This is a genomic window from Actinomycetospora soli (genome assembly GCF_021026295.1).
GTDB classification, from domain to species: Bacteria; Actinomycetota; Actinomycetes; order Mycobacteriales; family Pseudonocardiaceae; genus Actinomycetospora; species Actinomycetospora soli.
Genome location: NZ_JAJNDA010000037.1, coordinates 1 through 19,815, shown reverse-complemented (window position 1 = coordinate 19,815; position 19,815 = coordinate 1). Strand labels below are relative to the sequence as shown.

Genomic DNA, 19,815 nt, shown 5'->3' with positions numbered 1-19,815 from the left:
GTCAGTCCTCCACGAGGTGACGGCCGATGTGGCCGAGGTCGTTGTGGGCGGCGGTGAGTTGGTCGTGCAGCGCGTCGGCGAGCTGGCGGGAGTCGTCGAGGTGGTCCATCGCGAACCCGAACGTGCGGACGACCGGGACGCCGGGGCGGTCGTCGTAGTGGGCGGCGAAGTCCGCGCGTCGGGCGGAGCGGCGGAGGTGGTCGAGGAGCTGGGGGAGCCGGGCGACGAGCTCTCGGAGGTTCCCGACGACGAGGGCGGCGGAGGGTCCGTCGAGGGGGCCGTGGTGGGTGGCGTGGTTGGCGGCGCGGAGCTGTTCGGCGGCCTGGTCGACGTGCGCGGCGATGCTCATTGCTTGGCCTCCTGCGGGACGGTGGCGGCGCGTTCGGAGGCGTCGCCGAGCTGGCGGGCGAACTCGGCGGTGCTGCTGGTGACGGCGGGGCCGAGGGCGGGGATGGCTGCGAAGAGCAGGCAGACGGTGACGACGCCCGCGAGGACGGCGGGGCCAGCCTTGTGGCTCTTGGCGAGCAGGGCGGTGACGAGTCCGGCGATGAGGACCAGGGCGAGCGGGCTCATGCCGCTCTCCGGCCGTCGCGGGCGATGCGGTCGCAGAAGGCGCCGTAGCCGCCGAGGTAGGGCGCGCGGAGACGGACACAGTCCTGGCCGGGGGCCGACAGGTACGCGATGCCGGGCGCGGTGTTGGCGTGCTCCGGGCCGAGGCGGCGGGCGTCGTCGCCGTGCAGCATCGCCAGGGACTCGGCGGGGACGCGGAAGGAGAGGCGGACGGCGAACTGGTCGCGGGCGTAGCCGCCACCGACGGCGTTGGCCTCGAACCGCTGCGCGAGCATCAGCACCCGGAACGCGGCCTTGCGGCCCTCGGAGAGCAGCCTCAGTGCCGCCGAGGTGATGCGTTCCGCGAGCTTCTTGTCCTTGGCCTGAGCGGCGCGCAGCAGCCCGGGGAACTCCTCCAGGACCACGAGCACCAGCGGCGTCTGGACCGTCGGGGCGATGTTGTCGACGCGGGGCGGCATGGTGTCGAGGCGGTCGTCCATCCACCCGACGAGACGGTCGAGGTGCACAGCGTGCGCAGCGAGGTCCTTCGAGCCGGTGACCTGTAGTTCGCGGTGCGCGGTGCCGTCCCAAGCTCGGCCGAGCAGCAGGCCAGTGATGTCCGAGCCCGCGATGACGACGTCTCCGGCGGCGGCGAGCTGCGCGAGCAGCCCGTAGGAGAGCTGCGACTTCCCTGACCCGTTCTGTCCCTGCACCGCGATGTGTCCCGGGGAGGCCAGGGCGTGCTCGACGAGGGCGCTGTCCTCGCGGCGGCCGAGCAGGATCGGCGCGTCGGCCCGACCCACCACGTCGTGGGGGAGCGTGAAGGTGGACGCGAGAGGGTCGACCTCGAAGAGCACGACCCGGACCCACCGTCCGCCGATCGGGTTGACGCGGAGTCCGGCGAAGCCGAGAGAGTGCGCCAGGCGCAGCGCGTGCGCCTCGATATCGGCGGGTTCGCCGCCGGGCATCAGCTCGACGGTGAACGACGTTCCCGCCGGCCCGACCCGCAGCCCGCCGAAGCGGGGCGTGCGGACCGTCATCCCGGCGGCGTTGTCGATGAGCTGGCACAGCCCGACTCCGGCGCACGCTTCGCGCCACAGGCCCCGCATGTCCGCCTCGAGCATCGCGAGCGCGGCGAGACGCTGTTGTTCGGCGGCCCGAGCCCGGAGGCGGTTGATCAGACGCCGCGCTCCGCCAGGGCCGCCGGTGTACCAACGCACCGGCTCCCGCAGCGCAGGCGTGTGGACCGTCGACGTCATACCGCCTCCTTACCTAGACACCTAGAGCAGATGTCGCCATCCACGACCGGCATCGGGAACAGCAGCGAGCACGCGGAACACATCGGCTCGTGGTCGGCGACCGGGTCCGGGACGCCGGCCATGCGGGCCCGGCGGATCATGCGCCGGTCGGTGGGCGTGGTCGCGGCCCACAGCCCGTGGTCCTGCCCGGAGTCCAACGCCCACCGCAGGCACTCGGTCGCCACGGGGCAGGCCGAGCAGATCGGGGCGACGGCGATGCGGTGGCGGGCCACGATCACCGACGTGTCGTCATCTGAGGGTGGAAAGAACAGCTCCGGGTCGGCGTCGCGGCACGCCGCGTCCCGCTGCCAGGTCATGACGCCGCCGCCTCGGAAGTGCCGTGCTGGGCGGCGCGGGAGCGCGGCGCGGTGGAGGCGGTCGAGCGGACCTCGGAGCAGCGATACCAGACCTGGGCGCCGGTGACGTTGCCGTTGCGGTCCTTCTTGTCCATCACGCCGATCTCGAAGCCGACGAGCTCGACCGGGGTGGCGGGGGCGAGGTCGGCGCCGGGCGCGCGCTCGGACACGAGGCCGACCTTGATGATTTCGTTGGTGGCCCGGCCGAACTGGCGGAAGCGGGCGACGAGCTGGGCCTCCCACTTGGGCAGGCCGTCCTTGGTGGTCTCCTGCCGGAACGAGTCCCCGAACGCGGTCTTGGGCTCGCAGGACAGGAACAGCAGCGACTCGAAGGTCGCGGCCTGGTCGATGGCGAAGTTCTGGATCACGGACTCTCCTCAGTAGCTCCTCTAGACAAGTCGACCTTAGCAGGCCTGACTTAGTCGTCTAGAGGAGTTCGGTGGAGTGTTGTGGAGTCGTGACACTTGCTGGTCAGCGCGCCGGAACCTCGTACTCAAGGACGTAGGCCGGGGCCGCCTTGAGGGTGTCGCAGACCTCCAGCGGACGGCCCGTCGTGTCGTAGGCGGTACGCACGAGAACGACCACCGGCACGCCGTCTGTGAGCTGCAGCCGGCGTCGCTCCTCGGCGGTGGGCATCCGGGCCGAGACCTCTTCGGTGAAGTGGTCCAGCTCGAAGCCCATGTCCTCCAGGCGGGCGTAAATGCCCCCGGGGCCGGTGTCGGCCTCGACGATGCGGGAGCCGGCGGCGACAGAGGCCGGGAGGTAGGAGACCGCCGTCTCGACCGGCTGTCCGTCCGCGAGGTAGCGCCGGGATCGGCTCACGACCTCCTCGTCGTCTCCCAGACGCAGCCGGTCCCGAATCTCCGGCGCGGCGGGTCCGGTGGCGATCTCGAGCTGGTCGACGTTGGGCGTGAAGCCCGTCTTCTGTGCCTCGACGCTGAACGCCGCGAGGCCAGCCTCTCGGTGGCGCCGGGCGAACCGCTCCGAAGCGAGCCGCCGCACCTGGACCGGCTGCCGGACGTAGGTGCCCTTGCCGTGCTCCGCGACAACCCGGCCCTCGTTGCGCAGCTCCTGCACCGCCTGCCGGACAGTCATCCGAGCCACGCCGTAGTGCTCGATCAGCACCGCCTCGCTCGGCAGTTTGTCGCCGGCCACGAGGGCGCCGCTGTCGATCAGGTCGCGGAGCTGGTCGGCGATCTGTCGGTACGGTGGCCGGTCGCTCGCACGGTCGATGGCCCCGAGCTGCACGGCTCCTCCAGACGACTGGACCTCTACGATCGCTGCTGAACGCTACCGAACGTCAGCGACCGTCAGGAGGCGACAGTGGCGGACACGCCCAAGCACTCGGTGAGCGTCGCCGGCATCGTCGTCGACGACCAGGACCGCGTCCTTGTCATCAAGCGTCGCGACAACGGTCACTGGGAGCCGCCTGGGGGTGTCCTCGAACTCGACGAGACACCCGAGCAAGGCGTCCAGCGTGAGGTGTACGAGGAAACAGGTGTTGAGGTCGATGTTGTGGCTCTAAGCGGAATCTATAAGAACATGAGTCGCGGCGTGGTCTCATTAGTGTTCCGTTGCTGGCCACGGGCCGGCTCTGCTCGTGCGAGCGATGAGGCCTCGGCAGTCCGCTGGGTGAAATTCGAGGATGTCGGCAAAGACATGGATGAGGCTTACCGGGTCCGGATCACTGACGCCTGGACGGATGAGGTGGCAGTTCGATCGCACGACGGCGTGAACGTCCTAGCAGGCTAGCGGGGTGCGATGGAAATGCGGAAGCTGGTGGGTTGGTTGAGGTCGTCAACTCCGACCACTTCCGTGACGGTGCATGCGAATCGGGACCCGACGTCGAGAAGCAACGCTAGGACCTGGCTCATCTGTCTAGGTAGACGCGCGATATTTACACTCCCTCGAAAGAGATCGATTGAGTTGCGGTTCAGAGTTGAGTCGTAGTCGCGCCGCAATTGCAACGCGTCACCATCCGATAAGGTGTTCAACAAACCTCGCTCTCTTGCGTAGCGAGATGAGTAGGCGAGTCCACTCATTGGGAATAGGTCATTCCCGCGATAGTACTGACGTAGAGATTCATTACCTTCCGCTTTCGTCACTACCTTTGCGGTCTGCTCTAAAGCGACATCAGTTACACCGACTAGGTCGGACAGGGTCTCCACGTCTAGGTTTCTTAGCCAGCGCCGGAAGGACCCGGGTCGGACATCCTCGCCAGTTGCAATGAATGCAGTTCCCAGTCGAGATGCTACCCGACGCGACGGGATTCCAAGCGTCATCGCCCACGCCGCAATGCTTGTCGGTACGCCAAACCGTACGATCGATGGCAGATTCGAGAGAAACGAGCTCTCAACCTCAAGATTGAGAGAACTGGCTGCAATCCTGATGTATCCAGCGATGCCCCACGGCAACCGGTAGCCGAAGTAGTCCTCGACGAACTTACTTAAAGCTACGGATTCAGATTGAAACATCGTCGACATATCCGCAACCGTAGTGCCTGATATCCACTCAGAAAGCAAGTCATAAACGCTGCCCTCGAAACCCGACGGTGCCTCCATTTCTCGCGCGCGACTCAGACCGGCGAGAGCAAGGGTCAGAAGCTCTCGAAGGAGTTCGGGATCGCCAGTATCCGCGTCCTCCGATCGCAGTTGCTCCTCAAAAAGTGATCTAAGAGCATCTTGGTGCTCGTCGACGTGGAGCTGGATTCGAAGGCAACTTTGAGCAGCTAGACCTGTGCTCGCGTACAACCTCCTTTTGTCCCCGTCCTCGATCCCACGAGCGATTACGCTAGCGGTTCGAGCCATAGTGTCGTACAGGAGAGGCAAATTCGGATTGCCCGCGCCCTGGATAGCAAACAGGCTCGAACCCAATATCTCCTGTAGGCCCTCTACCGTGACGGCGTGGGTTTCCTCCTCGACAAGTAGCGCAAGCATTTCGGGATCAAGTTTTCTGGCAAGGTCGCCGCCGCTTATCCGACCGGCCACCAACTGCCTTAATTGCTCAAGCAGAGCGCTTCTTACTGGCTCGACACCTAGATCTCGGTGCGATCGAAAGTGATCGAAGTCTTCCCGATCCTCCTCAGTCACAACTAGGAATATGACATTCCCTTCGGTCTCAGAGCCAGCTCTGCCAACGCGGCCCGCGATATTCCAAAAGTCACGAGCTGGCATCCGTACGCGGATTTCGGTTTCAGTGTCGTAGCGACGCGTGGTGTGAACTACTACCGTCTTCACCGGCAGGTTGACACCTTGGGCAAGCGTCGACGTCGCACAAAGCGCCGATAGCCGTCCGTCTCGGAAATCGTCCTCAATAGCCGTGCGAACTGGTCCAGGCAGATTGGCGTAGTGAACGCCGACGCCGCGATTGAGCAACCGAGTGACTTCGTGCTCTTCGCCGAGCCACTCTTCGGCGACTACCGAACTACGGCTCTGGCGCGATCGGAAGGCGCGCGGGATCGTTTCGTCGCGTAGTTCGGCTATCTCTAGACGATTCATTAACGCGCGCCCCACCGCCGCGGCATGGTCTGGCATCATGCAGAAAACGAGAACTGGCCCGTCATTCACGAGTTGCCATGCCAAGGCCGCGCATATCTGAGCTCTTGTAGCGTCCGGGAAACGAGGGCGTCTACGTCGACGAGTCGCTGGATTTACATGCTCGAGGACTTCGGTCTCGACAAAATGAGGTACGACAAGCCCTTCGGGTGCTACTTGAGCCCCTCCAATGCTGACCGCCGCAACCTGCTCGGGACTAAAATCCTCTGGGAAGACAAGGTCTCCGTAGCTGTTCTGCCAATTCAGATAGGCTAGGCGTAGAACTGTAGGTCGCCACGTGCTTGTTAATGCTGTTTCACTAGCGCCACCCAGCCACGTCGCGAAGTCGGCGAGGGTCTGGTCTGGCACAACCGCGGACAGCACGAGGAACGAAACAGCGGGAAGGCGCCTCCTGAGTCTCGACATCACGAGCTCATACTTCGGTCCTCGCCCCGGTTCCCCTACGAGATGACCTTCGTCGAGGACTACGAGGGTCACATTGTCGATTGCCTCAGGAGCCTGACGTAGTAGTTGGTCCAGCTTCTCGGGCGTGAGGACGAGGAGTTCGTCGTCGCTCGTGAGATCACCGTCGATGTCGCCACTGTCGAATGCCCCTGCAAGTGCCGAGACGCCTAGGCCTAAGTCGCCAAAGACGAGGTTGAAACTGGTCTCGACCTCGGATGCAAGAGCGTTAAATGGAGCAACGTATAGACATTTAGCGCCTGGGCGACTCGCGATGGCGTGCACAATCGCCATCTCGGCGACGCGAGTTTTGCCAGCCGAGGTAGGCATCCGCACCACGTGAGCTAACGCGGGGTTGAAGAGTCCGCGAGCAACAGCAGCCTCCTGCGACGGCCAAAGTTCAGAGATGCTTCTTAGATCGAGGGCCGAGCTCGAACCGGTGCCGCGAGCAAGGACAGTCAGATAACGCTGCCAGAGTCGATCGGCAGGAAGGACGTCGCTCAGCTGAGTCCAGGTGGAAGCCCGGTCGATCCTAGGAAGTAGCGCCATGAAGCCGTCTGCGAGACCCGCGCCACTGGCTTCTCCAAGTGCTTCCATCGCCTCGTGCGCTAGAGCTAGATCGTCCGCCGCCTCCTGTAAGCGATCGCGGTCGCCCCTGAGCATGAACTCGGCCGCCGCACCTAAGCCTTGCGCAAAAAGTGCGTGGGCGGCCGCGTGTATGGACTCGTCCGTGAAATATGTTCCGCGTTCGTCACTACCCCTGAGCGCCTGCGGTTCAAGTTGGAAGAAGTCAACCGCCAAGCGGATTCTGATAAAGCGACGCTGCAGGAACGCAGAGGCGAGTAGGCTGAGGCTCCACTGGTCCACGAATTGAGGTAGGGGCGCTGCTCGACGCGCGAGTGTCGCGGCATTCGCCTGATACCCCGCAAGCTCCCAGCCAATAGCGGCAATCATCAGAGTCGAGGAGGCTGACCTCGGCTCGATCTCGGCAATCTGTTCCGCAAGCTGAGCAAGCTGTCGTGCCGCGAGCCGTGCTTCATCGGAAGTACGGGAGCCTCGGCTCGCTCGACGAACTGCCCGATTCAGTAGTACCAGATGGCGGGTAGCGCGCCCAATTCCGGGCGTGACTTGTGTGTCGGAGATTGACAGGCGCTTTTGGAGTGCAGCGATACGCAGCGCCTCCGCTTGAGCGGTGAAGACTGGATCGCGAAGTAGCTGGCCAGCCTCGGAACCTTCGAACTCAAATGGTGCATTTGTCATGGCTGTACTCTGGGTCCGGGAATTTCGTCACCGAGCAGCTCTGGGCGTACACTTTGCCAGGAACCGTCGATCAGAATTCGAAGGTCGTTAACATACACAACGTCGACAGTAAGGGGGCTTACGATTTCGGCTTCGTCCAAGAGGTCGTCCATCGTAGCCTGCCGCCAATCGTCGGTGTTGATGATTAAGCAAATCTGATAGTCGCCGAGGGCTCTGTCGCTTCGATCGGAAAGATAACTTTCGTATGGGCCGAGAAGGTGTGGATGTTCGGTCTCAAGACGTTGATGCAGAAATTCGAGGGTGTCGACAAAGCCGGCTGCTGCGTCATCAGAGAGCTGTTTGTGAGCGTTGCAGAGGACGCCGCGGTCATTGCTGACTCTGACCTTGGTCTCCACAAACACGAGGCGTTCGATTATTATCGATCCGTCCGGCTGCTCGGATGTCACAAAACCGACAACGTCCGTTCCGTGCAGGGTCTGCTCGGCGTCTGGGTAGTAGCGCAGCTTGACAATCGGTACCGATGTGCTTCGTAGCTCTCGCAGTAAACCAATGGTGAGGACCTCTCCGAAGTCGCCGTGACGCTTTTGAATGGTCTTGGAGGGTCCCATTCGAGCGCCCGCTGATGCCCAGCCGAGTCGACGGAGGAGCCGCCGAGAAAGTTCAAGATTTGCTCGGCCTTCCATGAGCATCTTCGCGAGGAGATCATGGATGTCGTCGGGACGTGGCTGCTCAGTGATTTCGGTGTGGACTACCCGCTCCGTCGGTGCCCTCGTCTCCTCAAGCCAAGCGTTAAGCCACGATGACGAGGCTTGTGAGGTGGCGGGGCGGGTCATGCTGGTCAGTGTGCCCGGTAGGTCCGACAGCCTCGACGGTTGGCTGCATCTCAGGTGTGTGCGGGCGCTTCAGCAGTTGCAAAGCGAAGACTGGGCCGTTGTTCACAGCGACCCAGCCTCGATTGCCGCTGGCCATGAGGCGGACGCGCGAGCGGCTACGCCGGCGACGGACGCGGCCGGTGGCCTGGTCAACGCGCTGCACCCACCGCGATTGTATGCGGCCTTGGGCTCGCGCCCAGCGGCGCGCGGTGCGACCAGCGCGGATGCCGTCCTCGGCGCTGACGTGGACGGTGCGGACCGCGCGCTGGAGCGTCCAGACGCCCCAGAAGCGTCCCGGGCCGGTGCCGGGCTCGGACCACTCGGGTGGAACGTCGTGCTGGTACTCCTTGGCTGCCATCAGCCCGTGCTTGGTGAAGTACGCCGCGACACGACGTGGATCGGTCGCCCGCAGGCCCTCGGCGTAGTCCAGAGCGGTGCCGGCCAGTTCGTGGCGTCGGCGGTGTTCCGGGTCGGGATGCGCGACCACGTCCGCCCACACCGCGGACAGCCACACCGCGAACCGCACGCCGGTGGTCCGCGAGAGGCCGTGCGGCGGGGTGCAGAGCAGGTGGACGTGCGGGGCGCCCCGGCGCTGGAACTCCAGCTTCCACACGCACGCCCACTCCTCGCCCCAGGCCCGGGCGTAGCGCTTGCGCAGCGCCTTCATGTGCCGCTTCAACTCGGCACCGGTCGGGACGACGGAGAGCCAGTCCCCGGGGTAGGTGAGCGTCACCATCGCCGGGAGCCGACCGCCCTCATAGAGCGGTGTGTAGTCCAGCTCGCAGAGCCGCCGCACCATGTTCGCCCTGCTCTTGCGCGACCACGACGTGATCGCCGTCCTCGGCGTCGGGGGCTCCGGCCACTCCCCGGTGGCTACGAACGCGGCCACCGCGGCGTCTACGTCCTTCACCCGCGCCGACCGGGCACGTTCCTCGGTGCGCTCCCGCTTGGACCAGTCGCGGCACGCGACGGCGAAGATGCCCGGCCCGACCGTCAGTTCCCAGCGTGGGCCCTCGGCGAGCGTGCCGGGTTCCTCGCGGACGGCAGGGAGCATCGCGGCAGCGGCGTCGACGAGCTCGGGCGACGGGAACGACGGGGACCACAGCCCAGCGACCGTGTCCGGGACCGACTCCGTCGGGTTGTGCTGCTCGGAGGGGGTGCGGCCTGATATGGCACATAGAACAAGCCCAGGCACGCGGCCCTCGGCTGGCGCCGGGGCGGCGGCCGGGTCGGACGCGCCCGGCTTCCGCCGGGCGCTCCTGTCTTCGACCCGCTGCGGCGGGCCGGCCACGCCTCCCTCGGCCGCCACAGACGCAGCAGAGAGACGCGGCGACGGGCTGTACGAGCGCCACGGATCAGGCAGCGCCCGGAACCGGAAGCGCGACGACGAGCTGGACAGGCTGGACGGGGTGCTCGAGCTGGACGGGTACGACGACATGGCGGAGCCTCTCGGGGAGGCCGTCTCGCGCGTGCTGACCGGAGGTGGGCGTGCGGCATCGCCGCAGGACCAGATGGGGTTCTGCGGTGGGCACGCCGAAGGGCCGTCTCGCGGCCCTGGAGGTCAGAGCGGCGCGACGGCGAGGGTCGGGATCAGCGGGTGGGGGAGGGGGAGCCTTCGGCGACCAGGCGCTCCGCCCTGGACCAGGGCACCGACCTCGGGAGAGGCGGCCCCGTCGTCGGCAAGGGGGTCGGGGGTGCGGTGGTGGTCGGGACGAGGTCTCTCCCTCGTCGGCGCTCCCGGGGTCTGACAGCCCGCCCGCACCAGCGCAAGGGCCACGCTCAGCGGAAGTGGCGTCGGTATCGACGAGGTGGCCCTTGCCCCGGCACGGTCGACCTGTCCGAGGCGACCCCGCGCCGCCGAGGGAGAGACCTCGAGGCCGGTTCTCGGGACAAGCGCCGTGTAGCAGCCGTGTAGCGGCGGCCTGGCGTTCACGGCCGTCCGAGAGAGTTCGACCAGCAGAACCGCTATATGCGACGTCGTCGGGAAGTCTCCTCTAGACGAGTCGCACGGCTCTTGTAAGCGAAAGGTCCGGGGTTCGATTCCCCGCGCCGGCTCCACGTTCGTGGCCTTCCCGACGGCGGGTGTGGTGGCCCTGTTCGGTCAGGCGCCCCTCGCATGATCACGACGTCGTGAGCGCGTCGCAGGAGCGCTTGCGCGTGTCGCTCACGACGTCGCGCCCGGAACGTCGGTGGCGTGTCGCATCAGGTGTTGCGCGTGTCGCCGCCGAGATTCCGATCAAGCTCGAGACGGTGCTGCCGCACTTCCTGCACCCCGGGTCGTCGCTCATCGACGCGCTCGCCCTGGCGTACAACCGCGCTGAGCCTGGTCTGGCTGACGGTGCTCGTCATGGGCCTGGACGGCCCCCGCGGGTGGCTGTCCCGACGACGGGTACGGCGCAATCTCGACGCCGCGACCGGCACCGTGCTGCTCGGCTTCGCGGGCGAGCTCGCGAGCGACGCCTGACGTCATGAACCCGACGCCGTCCCGCCCGCGCTGACGAGACCGGGGTCCACATCCGCAGCGAAAGGGGTAGCTTCCGGACATCGCAGCCGAGCTGTCCGGGGGGACGTCGTGGGCGAATCGATGGTCCTGCTGTTGTTGCCGTTCCTCGCGATCGGGGTGATCGCGCTGCTCCTCGGGCTGGTCACGCTGAAGCTGCGGCGGCGCTCGACGAAGCGGACGGACCCGGTGCCGCCGCAGCCCGAGGCCGACTGGCAGCAGAAGGTCCCCGTCGAGCCGCTCGGCGAACGCCCGATCGACGCCCACATCCCGCCTGCCTCACGATCGGACCCCACGACCTGACGCCCACCCCGCGGAGCTGCGCCATGCCGGACATCGAGAGCCTCGTCGACGCCACCCTGCGCGTGTTCAACGAACGCGACCCGGACGCCAGGCTGCGCGTAATGGCCGAGGTCTACGACCGGGACATCGTCTTCACCGACGCCGAGGACACGCTGCGCGGGCACGCAGCGGTCAGCGACAAGGTCCAGGGCCTGCTCGACTCCGCGCCCGGCTTCGACTTCACCCCCGACGGTCCGGCGCACGTCCTCGGCGACCTCATCCACGCGCCGTGGACCTTCGGCCCGCCCGACGGCGAGCCCGTGGTCCGCGGCGTCGACATGAGCCTCGTCGCCGACGGGAAGGTCGTGCGGCTCTACACGCTGCTGCTGGGGCAGGCCGGCGGGTAGACGCGGCGCCGACCGGATGTGCTCGGCCTGATCGAGAGCACGTCTTCCCGACGACGGGTCGTGCGGACCCGGTGCCCGGGCTCCGCGCCCGGCCCCATCAGCTCCGTGGGGGCGCGAAACGAGTCGCGGGGCCGACGGTGGACCGACGGCTCCTCGTCGTCTGAGTACCGGCGATCGTCGTGCAGGTGCTCAGGTGGCTGCTGCTCGACGGCGTTGCCGAGGCGGTGCTCGTGTTGGCGCCGTCGAACTGGTCTCCACCTGAGCCCGGCGACCGACCCCTGGACGGCCCGTGTCGCTCAGAAGGGTGACACATCTCGGATGCGTCGCTCTCCGGTAACGAGGAGGTGGTTCCTCGCGAGAGAGGGAGCAACAACCGCACGGAATTCGGGGGCACGGAAATGACGCAGGGTATTGCAGGGCCGCGGCACGGTCGCCACGTCGGACAGAGCGCGGACTCGCCGTTCGACGACGCCCTGACGACGCCTCTCCGCATCCCGCAGCCGATGGCTCCCGCAGCCCGCCCGCAGGTCCCGATGCAGCGCGCCGCGGCGCCGCAGCAGCCGGCCTTCGTGCCGCCTCAGCCGCCCGTCCAGGTGGCTCCGCCGCAGGCCAATGGCCTCGCAACCGCCGGTCTCGTCGTCGGGATCATCGCCGCGGTGCTGTCGTTCGTCCCCGTGCTCGGCACCGTCTCCTGGGTGCTGGCGCCGATCGCGCTCGTGCTGTCGGTGGTCGGGCTGGTGAAGGCGAAGCGGGCGAGGAACGGCCGCGGCAAGTCGATCGCCGGCATCGTGCTCTCCGTCGTCGCGCTGTTCATGTGCATTCTCTACACCGCCGTCTTCGTGGGCAGCGTCAATTCCGTGGCGCAGCAGAGCGCAGCCGTGCACCAGGTCACCTACGAGGTCACGACCGCCAAGAAGACGAACGTGACCGTCACCTACAGCCAGTCGCAGAACGACGACCTCGCGATGGCTTCGGTGGCCGACGCGGCCTCGCCGTGGAGCGCCGACGCGCAGGTCTCCGGCCTCATGGGCCCGACGATGACGGCCACCCTCAGCCCGGACCTCGACAACCCCGGCCGCTCCGACACGATCACCTGCACCATCCGCGAGGACGGCGTCCAGGTCGCGCAGAACACCGCCAAGGGCCCCAACGCCTCGGTCACCTGCGCGAAGTAGTCGAGCCCACGAGCGGGCCGTTCGTCACGGAACCACCGTGACGGGCGGCCCGTTCGTCGTCTCAGGCGCCGCGGTACGTCGCGAACGTGAGCAGGTTGCCCTCGGTGTCGCGGGCGGAGCACGCGTAGGTCGGACCTCCCGCGCCGAACGACGTCTCGTGCGGCGCCGCCACGACCTCCGCCGACGCCTACGTCCAGTACAGGACCCGGGCGTTCGGCAGGTGCTCGTCGATCTGGTCGGTGATGGTCGAGCGCAGGTGGTCCATCACGGCGTTCGGGTAGACGTGCTTGACCGACCCGAACTTGCCGCGCTTCTCCTTGCGCTGCTCGGGGTCCATCTCCAGCTTCGACGCCGGGTACCAGGTCTCGAGCGTCTCGCGGCTGCCCGGCGTGAAGCGGTGCGTGATGCACTCGATCGTCAGGTCGGCGTCCGCGGGCACGGCCGCGGCGACGTCGGCCAGCAACGAGTCGTAGGCGACCTCCCACCCGCCGTCGGGAATGATCGGCGCCAGCGTGACCCCGACCGGCCAGCCGGCCGACGCCATCCGACCCAGCGCCGCCACGCGTGCGGCGACCGGATCGGTCCCGCCCTCGTAGCGCGGCCACGGCGAGAGCGAGAAGCGCAGGCGGGTTCGGCCGTGGTGGGGGAGGTCGAGCAGCGGGTCGACGCCGGCGAACTTCGTCGTCGCGCGCAGCTGCACGGGACCCGGGAACGAGTGCGTCCCCACGTGCGAGATCGCCGCGGCCAGCGATCCCGTCGCCGGCTCGATGCCGAGCGGGTCGGTGTAGCAGGACGCCTCGAAGGTCGTGCCCTCGTGCGCGCGGGCCTGCGACGTCGAGGTCACGTGCCCCTGCCCGACGTAGCCGTCGAGGTTGGCGAGGATGCGGTCGAGGTCCGCGTAGACCCGGGTGATCGGGGGGCCGGTCAACGACCCGGCGAGGTAGCAGTACTGGCAGTGCGCCGGACATCCGCGCGCGAGGTCCACGCGCCAGTCCGCCGACGGCGGGATCGGGTCCAGCTTGCGCGCGGAGTCCGGGCTCACGACGACGGCGAGCGTCGCCTTCGCCCGCGCGTACGTCTCGCGCTCGGTCTCGCCCTTCACGCCGGTGATGCGGTCGACCTTCAGCAACTCGATGTCGTCGCAGCCCAGCGCCTCGCACCGGCGCACGATCTCCGCGGCGTGCGCGTGCTCCTGGGCGGCCTTCGTGACGCGGACGTGCTTCGGCACCCACGGCTTGTGCGGGCGCGGGGTGGCAGCGGGACGGGCGGGGGCGGCCATCGGGGCGGATACCCGACGTCGGGTCGCTCGTCCCGGCTTTCGGCTCCAGGCTGCTCACGTGCGTCCCGCGCAACGCGCCCGCCCCGCCGTCCTCGCGGTGTTCCTGCTGCACGCCCTGTTGTTCGGGTCGTGGACCGCGCACATCCCGCAGGTCAAGGCGGGCCTGGGCCTGTCCGACGCCGAGCTCGGGCTCGCCCTGCTCGGGGCGCCGCTCGGGTCGGTGCTGGCCATGGCGCTCACCGGGTGGCTGCTGCCGCGGCTCGGCAGCCGGCGCACGGTGCAGGTGACCCTCGTCGGCTACGCGCTGACAGGCCTGCTGATCGGGGTCGCGCCGTCGCTGCCGTGGCTGTTCGGCGCCCTGCTCGTGTGGGGCGGGTTCCAGGGCGCGGTGGACGTCGCCATGAACACCCAGGCGGTGACGGTCGAGCGGGCGCTCGGGACACCGATCATGGCAGGGCTGCACGGCGGCTGGAGCCTCGGCGGGTTCTGCGGGGCGCTGCTCGGGACGGCGGTCGCGGCCACCGGGACGGAGCTGACGCCGCAGCTCGCGGTGCTCGGCCCGGTCGTGCTGGTGCTCGGCGGGCTCGCCTCGCGGCGGATGATCCCCGACCCGCCGGAGCCGACGACGGAGGCCGGGCACGACCTGCCGTCGGGAAGGGTGCTGGTCCGGCCCGTGGTGCTGCTGCTCGGCGGCATCGCCCTGGCGAGCATGCTCGCCGAGGGCGCGTCGGCCGACTGGTCGGCCGTGCACCTGCGCGACGACCTCGCGGCCGGTCCGGGCGTCGCGGGCCTCGCGTACGCCGCGTACTCGGCGACGATGCTGACCCTGCGGCTGACCGGGGACCGGCTGCTGACCCGACTCCCGGCGCACCGGCTGCTGCCGGTCCTGGCGCTGGTCGCGGCGGTCGGGTTCGGGTCGATGCTGTTCGTGGCGCATCCCGCCGCGACGATCGTCGGGTTCGGGCTGCTGGGGGTCGGGCTCGCGCTCGTGGTGCCGACCGCCTTCAGCGCCGCCGGCCGCTTGCCGGGCGTGCACCCCGGGCGTGCGATCGCGGCGGTGTCGGCGCTGGGCTGGGTCGGGTTCGTCGCCGGGCCGCCGGTGATCGGGCACCTCGCGGCGTGGGTCGGACTCCCGGTCGCGCTGGGGCTCCTGCCGCTGCTCGCGCTCGTGATCGCCCTCGGCGCCCGGAACCGGGTGCTGGACCGCAGCTGATGTCAGTGGCACGGAGCGCCCGCACGGTGCCTCGGTGCCACTGACGTCCGTGGGCGGGGAAAGATCGCGGAACGTGAGCGCCCTGCACGTGTTCGACATGGACGGCACCCTGCTGCGCAGCACGACGGCGGCACTGGAGCTCAGCCGGCGCCTCGACTGCGAGCCCCCGCTCGTCGAACTGGAGCGGCAATTCACCGGCGGTGATGCTCGACCGCGGCCTCGACGTCGTCCACGGCTCGGTCTGGTCGGACCCCATCGACCCGACCGCGATCCTGACGCCGGGTGACAAGGTCCGGCTCGCGGACGCCGAGCGTGCGGCGCGGGGTCTGCCGTTGTCGGCGTGCGTCGCGTACGGCGACTCGGGGTCCGACGTGCCGCTGTTCGCGCACCTCACGCACACCGTCGCGGTCAACGCCTCGCCCGGTCTGGCGGCGGCCGCCGACTACCGCGGGAACGACCTGCGCGAGGCCTACGCCCTCGGCCGGGCGTTGCTCGACCGGCCTTCCTGAGAGCGGGTCGCGCCTCGAGATCTCATCGTGCCGCGCGAAGTGGTCGCTGAGCGAGCACTTCGCGCGGCGGGGGCGGATCTTGCCGCTGCGACCGCCTCGGGTCGTATCAGTCCCGGCACATCGCCGCGGGATGGGACGAGGTCGCAGGCTTGCCCCGCCCTGTCGTCGGGAAGTCGTGGGCGTGACGATCATGGAGCACGGCGACGTCCGCATCCGCTACGAGGAGCGCGGCGAGGGGTTCCCGGTGCTGGCGTTCGCGCCGGGCGGGATGCGCTCGGCGATCGAGTGGTGGTCGGCGGCGCCGTGGGACGTGCCGGAGGCGCTCTCGGGCGACCACCGCGTGGTGCTGATGGACCAGCGCAACGCGGGGGAGTCGTGGGCGCCGGTGCGCGCGGACGAGGGGTGGGACGCCTACACCGACGACCACCTCGCCCTGCTCGACCACCTCGGCATCGAGCGCTGCCACCTCGTCGGGATGTGCATCGGCGGCTCGTTCATCGCCAACCTGATCCGCCGGGCGCCCGAGCGCGTGGCCGCCGCGGTGGTGCTGCAGCCGATCGGGCTGGAGGACAACCGCGAGCTCTTCCACGGCACGTTCGCCGACTTCGCGGAGAAGCAGGCCGACCAGCACCCGGAGGCCACCGAGCAGGACTGGGCCTCGTTCCGCGACAACCTCTGGGGCACCGGGAACGTCCTCTTCTCCGTTCCCGACGAGGCCGTGGCCCGGTTCGACGTGCCGCTGCTGGTGTTCGCGGGCGGGGACGAGCCGCACCCGGCGTCGGCGTCGTCGATGCTCGCGGAGGTCGCCCCGCAGGCGACGCTCGTCGAGCGGTGGAAGGCGCCGGAGTACAACGACGCGGCGCGCGAGTCGATCAGGAGCTTCCTCGAGGTGCACACGCCGTCCTGATCAGGTGACCTCCCCTGTCGTCTCACGCTGAGTAGCTCTACCGTCACTCGACGTGAGTGTCATGTCCGACGCGACCCGCATCCGCATGGTCGCCCGCACCGCCCTGGTGCAGATCGACACCCTCGTCGACGAGGGACTGCGCGGCGCCGCCCTGGAGGCGCTGATCGACCACGCGGAGGCGCTCGCGGTGGCGCCGTTCGCCCGCGTGCGTCGGGACCCGTTCCCGCACCTGTGCCGGCTGCGGGACCTGCTGGACGGCCTGGTCGGACTCACCTCGCAACGGCTCGTGACGACCCTCGACGACCTCATCGCGAGGACCGTCCGCGTCCCTTGACGGTCACGGCAGACTGTTTCTCATGACGGCCGTCGAGGACTTCACGACCCTGCTCGCCCGCACGCCGGTGACCACCGACGAGGCCCTGGCGCTGTTCGACTCGCTCGACCCGGTGTCGGTCGAGGAGATGTTCGGACAGTGGTGGGGGTCCGAGTTCCCGACGGGTCACCCGATGGACGGCCTCCTCGCCGCCACCGGGTGGGCGGGCAAGCGCTTCGACTCGGCCGACGAGGTCCACCCGCTGCTGTTCTGGAACGCCGACCGCAGCGACGTCTTCGCCGTCGACCCCGCGCTCGTGCCGATGAACCTGCCGCTGCCGGACGCCGCGCGGAAGCCCTGGCTGCACAAGGTGATCACCCTCGGGCGGCCCGTGATGGGCACGACGAAGTACACGGCGCGGCTGCGGATGACCGAGTACCGCGGCGTCCCCAGCGCGACGATGATCTACGACGCGCGCCCGATCAACGACGTGTTCCACCGGGTCGACGCGACGACCCTGCTCGGCTGCATGGACCTGCGGGACGCGGCGCCGTACTTCTTCGTGCTGCGCCGGTGAGGTGCTTCGCATGTGAGTACTTCTGACGGCTATCACCGTCACAACTACTCACAGGGGCGCAGCCCACACCGCCGCCAGCCGCTCCGCCCACCGCGGCGCCGCGTAGACCTCGACGTCCGCGCGGGCCCGGCGGCCCAGGGCGAGCCGGCGCTCGTCGTCGTCGAGCAGGTCGGCGAGCGCCGAGGCGAGCGCGGCGGGGTCGCCGACCGGGACCAGGGCGCCGTTCACGCCGTCGTGCACCACCTCCGGCAGCCCGCCGACCGGCGTCACCACCGGCGCGACCCCGAACGCCATCGCCTCCAGCACCGCCATCGGCAGGCCCTCGTGCGAGCTCGGCAGCACCAGGAGCTGGGCACGCCGGAGGAGTTCGTCCCGCTCGGCGGGGTCGAGCCACGTCCGGACGTCGACGACGTCGCCCACCCCGGCCGCCGCGACCGCCGCCCGCACCTGCTCCACCTCGCCGTCGCCCGCGGCCACCGCGCGCAGCCGTTCGCGGTGCACGGGGTCGAGCCGGGCGCACGCCGCGACGAGGTCGTAGATCCCCTTGCGGGCCCCGAAGCGCCCGAGGAAGAGCGCCGTCACCGGCCCGCCCTCGGGACGGGCCACCGTCGCGGGCCACTCCACCGGGTTGGGCAGCGCGACGACGCGGTCCGCGGGCACGCCGAGCCGCTCGCGGTACGGGGCGCGCAGGGCCTCGGAGAGGACGACGAGCCGGTGCGGGCGCAGGAGGGCCCGGACGACGGCGCGGGCCGGGCGGGGGAGGCCGTCGAACCAGTCGAGGAACTGCGACCCGTGCAGGTGCAGCACCGCCGGCACGCCCGCCCGGCGGGCCACCGCGGCGACCAGCCCCTTGCGCAGGACGGACGTCCGCTGCGAGACGTGCAGGTGCACGACGTCGGGTCGGTCGCGACGGACCCGCCGGGCGGCGGTCAGCGGGCCGCGCAGCATCGTGGCCAGTCGCTCGGGCCCGTCGGCGTGGGTCGTGACGACGGCGAGCTCGGCGTGGGCGGGCAGGTGCCGCTCCAGGAGGTCCTGGACGCTGCCGATGCCGCCGCGGGCCCGGGCGCGGGGGCCGACGACCAGCACGCGGGGGCGGGTGGTCGCCGCCGTCGTCACGGGCGCGTCCTGCAGGTCCGTCACCGGTCGATCTCCTCGCGTCGCTGGTCCCCCTCGGTGGGACCCAGAAGATCGTCTTCACGTGTCATTCACATGTCGTCGACGTACGCGCCGTATGTCGGGCGCCCGACGGCGCAGGCCACACGCCGACCGGTTGTGAACGAACGCACGAGGACGCAAGATCGGTGTCCGTGACGACCCTCCTCGACTCCGGTGACCCCGCCGGCGAGGTCGGCACGGCGATCACCTCGCGACCCCGTGCCACCCCCGCCATCGACCTCCTCGAGGGACGGCGCAACCTGCGCCCCCTGCAGGGCGACGGGCCGGAGCGGTGTCGTTACGAGGGCTTCTCCCTGACGCCGGTCGGGGTCACGCTCGGCGCCGAGGTCCGCGGCGTCGATCTCGCGCAGCCGCTCGACTTCGAGCTGCGCCTCGAGCTCAACCGCGCCCTGCTGGACTGGAAGGTGCTGTTCTTCCCCGACCAGCACATCTCCTCGGCCGAGCAGCGCGCGTTCGCGATGCAGTGGGGCGAGCTCGAGACCAACCCGCTGCTCGAGGCGGGCGAGGACCCGAGCGTCGTGCGCTTCGCCAAGGGCGGCGACGGCCCGCAGACCTACGAGAACATCTGGCACGTCGACACGTCGTTCCGCCGCGCGCCCGCGATGGGGGCGGTGCTGCGAATGATCACGACGCCGCCGTTCGGCGGCGACACGATGTGGGCCGACATGGCCGCCGCGTACGACAACCTCTCCGACGAGGTGCGCGCGCGGATCGACGACGCGGTCGCGGTGCACGACATGGTGCCCGGGTTCGCGCGCTTCCTCGACGCGGACAAGCTCCGCAAGCTCGAGGAGACCTTCCCGCCGGTGACCCACCCCGTCGTGCGGATCCACCCGGAGACCGGGCAGCGGACGCTGTTCGTCAACGCCGCCTTCACCACGCGGATCGTCGGGATGGAGCGGGCGGAGTCCGACGCGCTGCTGCGCCACCTGTTCGCGACCGCGCACACCCCGGAGTACCAGGTCCGCTACCGCTGGGCCGAGGGCACCGTGGCGTTCTGGGACAACCGGGCCACCCAGCACTACGCGGTGGGCGACTACGGGTCCCACGTCCGGGTCGCCGAGCGCGTGGCGATCCTGGGCGGCAAGCCGTACTGAGCCCCCGGCGACGACAGGAGAGCGTCGTTGCCGTCACGAGGTGACGGCGA

Annotated in this window: 22 protein-coding genes; 10 read left to right on the top strand and 12 right to left on the bottom strand. The window is 69.1% G+C overall.

Translation table 11 applies throughout. The features are described from left to right. Window position 1: 1 nt before the first annotated feature. The 6 genes from LN037_RS30495 to LN037_RS30470 form a co-directional block, all read right to left on the bottom strand. Window positions 2-349, bottom strand: a complete 348-nt coding sequence (locus LN037_RS30495) for a hypothetical protein (protein ID WP_230760589.1) — start codon at window positions 347-349, stop codon at window positions 2-4. Continuing rightward, window positions 346-573: a hypothetical protein gene (locus LN037_RS30490; protein WP_230760587.1), complete on the bottom strand. Its 228-nt coding sequence runs from the start codon at window positions 571-573 to the stop codon at window positions 346-348. The genes LN037_RS30495 and LN037_RS30490 overlap by 4 nt, the downstream gene beginning before the upstream one ends. Beyond that, window positions 570-1,808, bottom strand: a complete 1,239-nt coding sequence (locus tag LN037_RS30485; protein ID WP_230760585.1) for a hypothetical protein — start codon at window positions 1,806-1,808, stop codon at window positions 570-572. The genes LN037_RS30490 and LN037_RS30485 overlap by 4 nt, the downstream gene beginning before the upstream one ends. Beyond that, a complete protein-coding gene (locus LN037_RS30480) occupies window positions 1,805-2,164 on the bottom strand; it encodes a WhiB family transcriptional regulator (protein WP_230760583.1) in 360 nt (119 codons plus the stop codon). The genes LN037_RS30485 and LN037_RS30480 overlap by 4 nt, the downstream gene beginning before the upstream one ends. After that, window positions 2,161-2,571 carry a hypothetical protein gene (locus LN037_RS30475; RefSeq protein WP_230760580.1) on the bottom strand — a complete coding sequence of 137 codons (411 nt, stop codon included), beginning with the start codon at window positions 2,569-2,571 and terminating at the stop codon, window positions 2,161-2,163. Before LN037_RS30475 ends, LN037_RS30480 begins: the two co-directional genes overlap by 4 nt. Window positions 2,572-2,674: 103 nt before the next feature. After that, a complete protein-coding gene (locus LN037_RS30470) occupies window positions 2,675-3,451 on the bottom strand; it encodes a GntR family transcriptional regulator (protein ID WP_230760578.1) in 777 nt (258 codons plus the stop codon). Between the two features lie 75 nt (window positions 3,452-3,526). Here LN037_RS30470 and LN037_RS30465 point away from each other — a divergent pair, with 75 nt between their 5' ends. Beyond that, window positions 3,527-3,955 (top strand): NUDIX hydrolase, encoded by a 429-nt coding sequence (locus LN037_RS30465; RefSeq protein WP_230760577.1) that lies wholly within the window; start codon window positions 3,527-3,529, stop codon window positions 3,953-3,955. On the opposite strand, the gene LN037_RS30460 is transcribed toward LN037_RS30465, so the two are convergent. The 4 genes from LN037_RS30460 to LN037_RS30445 all read right to left on the bottom strand — a co-directional run bounded on the left by LN037_RS30460 (window position 3,952) and on the right by LN037_RS30445 (window position 10,679). Continuing rightward, window positions 3,952-7,458, bottom strand: a complete 3,507-nt coding sequence (locus LN037_RS30460) for a DEAD/DEAH box helicase (protein ID WP_230760575.1) — start codon at window positions 7,456-7,458, stop codon at window positions 3,952-3,954. The two genes, LN037_RS30465 and LN037_RS30460, sit on opposite strands and share 4 nt — an antisense overlap. Then, window positions 7,455-8,291: a Hachiman antiphage defense system protein HamA gene (locus tag LN037_RS30455; protein ID WP_230760573.1), complete on the bottom strand. Its 837-nt coding sequence runs from the start codon at window positions 8,289-8,291 to the stop codon at window positions 7,455-7,457. Before LN037_RS30455 ends, LN037_RS30460 begins: the two co-directional genes overlap by 4 nt. Then, the gene (locus LN037_RS30450) at window positions 8,248-9,621 is read right to left on the bottom strand and encodes a rolling circle replication-associated protein (RefSeq protein ID WP_230760571.1); all 1,374 of its coding nucleotides are present in this window, start codon (window positions 9,619-9,621) and stop codon (window positions 8,248-8,250) included. Before LN037_RS30450 ends, LN037_RS30455 begins: the two co-directional genes overlap by 44 nt. A gap of 911 nt (window positions 9,622-10,532) precedes the next feature. Then, window positions 10,533-10,679, bottom strand: coding sequence for a hypothetical protein (locus tag LN037_RS30445; RefSeq protein WP_230760569.1), 147 nt, complete (start codon window positions 10,677-10,679; stop codon window positions 10,533-10,535). A 223-nt stretch (window positions 10,680-10,902) separates the two neighbouring features. Here LN037_RS30445 and LN037_RS30440 point away from each other — a divergent pair, with 223 nt between their 5' ends. From LN037_RS30440 to LN037_RS30430, 3 genes are all read left to right on the top strand, one after another. Further along, a complete protein-coding gene (locus tag LN037_RS30440; protein WP_230760567.1) occupies window positions 10,903-11,133 on the top strand; it encodes a hypothetical protein in 231 nt (76 codons plus the stop codon). A 23-nt stretch (window positions 11,134-11,156) separates the two neighbouring features. After that, a complete protein-coding gene (locus LN037_RS30435) occupies window positions 11,157-11,519 on the top strand; it encodes a nuclear transport factor 2 family protein (RefSeq protein ID WP_230760565.1) in 363 nt (120 codons plus the stop codon). A 503-nt stretch (window positions 11,520-12,022) separates the two neighbouring features. Continuing rightward, on the top strand, window positions 12,023-12,694 hold the full coding sequence (locus LN037_RS30430) for a hypothetical protein (RefSeq protein WP_230760563.1): 672 nt from the start codon (window positions 12,023-12,025) through the stop codon (window positions 12,692-12,694). Between the two features lie 187 nt (window positions 12,695-12,881). Here LN037_RS30430 and LN037_RS30425 read toward each other — a convergent pair whose 3' ends face one another. Further along, window positions 12,882-13,973, bottom strand: coding sequence for an SPL family radical SAM protein (locus LN037_RS30425; RefSeq protein WP_230760561.1), 1,092 nt, complete (start codon window positions 13,971-13,973; stop codon window positions 12,882-12,884). Window positions 13,974-14,031: 58 nt separating this feature from the next. Between LN037_RS30425 and LN037_RS30420 the strand changes: the two genes are divergently transcribed. The 5 genes from LN037_RS30420 to LN037_RS30400 all read left to right on the top strand — a co-directional run bounded on the left by LN037_RS30420 (window position 14,032) and on the right by LN037_RS30400 (window position 17,492). Further along, on the top strand, window positions 14,032-15,186 hold the full coding sequence (locus LN037_RS30420; protein ID WP_230760559.1) for an MFS transporter: 1,155 nt from the start codon (window positions 14,032-14,034) through the stop codon (window positions 15,184-15,186). A 203-nt stretch (window positions 15,187-15,389) separates the two neighbouring features. Then, window positions 15,390-15,695 carry an HAD family hydrolase gene (locus LN037_RS30415; protein WP_230760557.1) on the top strand — a complete coding sequence of 102 codons (306 nt, stop codon included), beginning with the start codon at window positions 15,390-15,392 and terminating at the stop codon, window positions 15,693-15,695. Between the two features lie 190 nt (window positions 15,696-15,885). After that, a complete protein-coding gene (locus LN037_RS30410; RefSeq protein ID WP_230760609.1) occupies window positions 15,886-16,602 on the top strand; it encodes an alpha/beta fold hydrolase in 717 nt (238 codons plus the stop codon). A 52-nt stretch (window positions 16,603-16,654) separates the two neighbouring features. Next, window positions 16,655-16,936 (top strand): hypothetical protein, encoded by a 282-nt coding sequence (locus tag LN037_RS30405; RefSeq protein WP_230760555.1) that lies wholly within the window; start codon window positions 16,655-16,657, stop codon window positions 16,934-16,936. Window positions 16,937-16,958: 22 nt separating this feature from the next. Further along, window positions 16,959-17,492: a DUF4334 domain-containing protein gene (locus tag LN037_RS30400; RefSeq protein WP_230760553.1), complete on the top strand. Its 534-nt coding sequence runs from the start codon at window positions 16,959-16,961 to the stop codon at window positions 17,490-17,492. Between the two features lie 48 nt (window positions 17,493-17,540). Here the strand turns inward: LN037_RS30400 and LN037_RS30395 are convergent, their stop codons facing one another. Then, a complete protein-coding gene (locus tag LN037_RS30395; RefSeq protein WP_230760551.1) occupies window positions 17,541-18,632 on the bottom strand; it encodes a glycosyltransferase family 4 protein in 1,092 nt (363 codons plus the stop codon). A 167-nt stretch (window positions 18,633-18,799) separates the two neighbouring features. Here LN037_RS30395 and LN037_RS30390 point away from each other — a divergent pair, with 167 nt between their 5' ends. Then, window positions 18,800-19,765 (top strand): TauD/TfdA dioxygenase family protein, encoded by a 966-nt coding sequence (locus LN037_RS30390; RefSeq protein ID WP_372460567.1) that lies wholly within the window; start codon window positions 18,800-18,802, stop codon window positions 19,763-19,765. Window positions 19,766-19,815 lie beyond the last annotated feature (50 nt).

Bases quoted from the DNA above. Each gene is read 5' to 3' on its own strand.
- LN037_RS30495 (WP_230760589.1), bottom strand. From the start codon at position 349: ATGAGCATCGCCGCGCACGTCGACCAGGCCGCCGAACAGCTCCGCGCC.
- LN037_RS30490 (WP_230760587.1), bottom strand. From the start codon at position 573: ATGAGCCCGCTCGCCCTGGTCCTCATCGCCGGACTCGTCACCGCCCTG.
- LN037_RS30485 (WP_230760585.1), bottom strand. From the start codon at position 1,808: ATGACGTCGACGGTCCACACGCCTGCGCTGCGGGAGCCGGTGCGTTGG.
- LN037_RS30480 (WP_230760583.1), bottom strand. From the start codon at position 2,164: ATGACCTGGCAGCGGGACGCGGCGTGCCGCGACGCCGACCCGGAGCTG.
- LN037_RS30460 (WP_230760575.1), bottom strand. From the start codon at position 7,458: ATGACAAATGCACCATTTGAGTTCGAAGGTTCCGAGGCTGGCCAGCTA.
- LN037_RS30455 (WP_230760573.1), bottom strand. From the start codon at position 8,291: ATGACCCGCCCCGCCACCTCACAAGCCTCGTCATCGTGGCTTAACGCT.
- LN037_RS30445 (WP_230760569.1), bottom strand. From the start codon at position 10,679: ATGACGAGCACCGTCAGCCAGACCAGGCTCAGCGCGGTTGTACGCCAG.
- LN037_RS30435 (WP_230760565.1), top strand. From the start codon at position 11,157: ATGCCGGACATCGAGAGCCTCGTCGACGCCACCCTGCGCGTGTTCAAC.
- LN037_RS30430 (WP_230760563.1), top strand. From the start codon at position 12,023: ATGGCTCCCGCAGCCCGCCCGCAGGTCCCGATGCAGCGCGCCGCGGCG.
- LN037_RS30425 (WP_230760561.1), bottom strand. From the start codon at position 13,973: ATGGCCGCCCCCGCCCGTCCCGCTGCCACCCCGCGCCCGCACAAGCCG.
- LN037_RS30415 (WP_230760557.1), top strand. From the start codon at position 15,390: ATGCTCGACCGCGGCCTCGACGTCGTCCACGGCTCGGTCTGGTCGGAC.
- LN037_RS30410 (WP_230760609.1), top strand. From the start codon at position 15,886: ATGGAGCACGGCGACGTCCGCATCCGCTACGAGGAGCGCGGCGAGGGG.
- LN037_RS30400 (WP_230760553.1), top strand. From the start codon at position 16,959: ATGACGGCCGTCGAGGACTTCACGACCCTGCTCGCCCGCACGCCGGTG.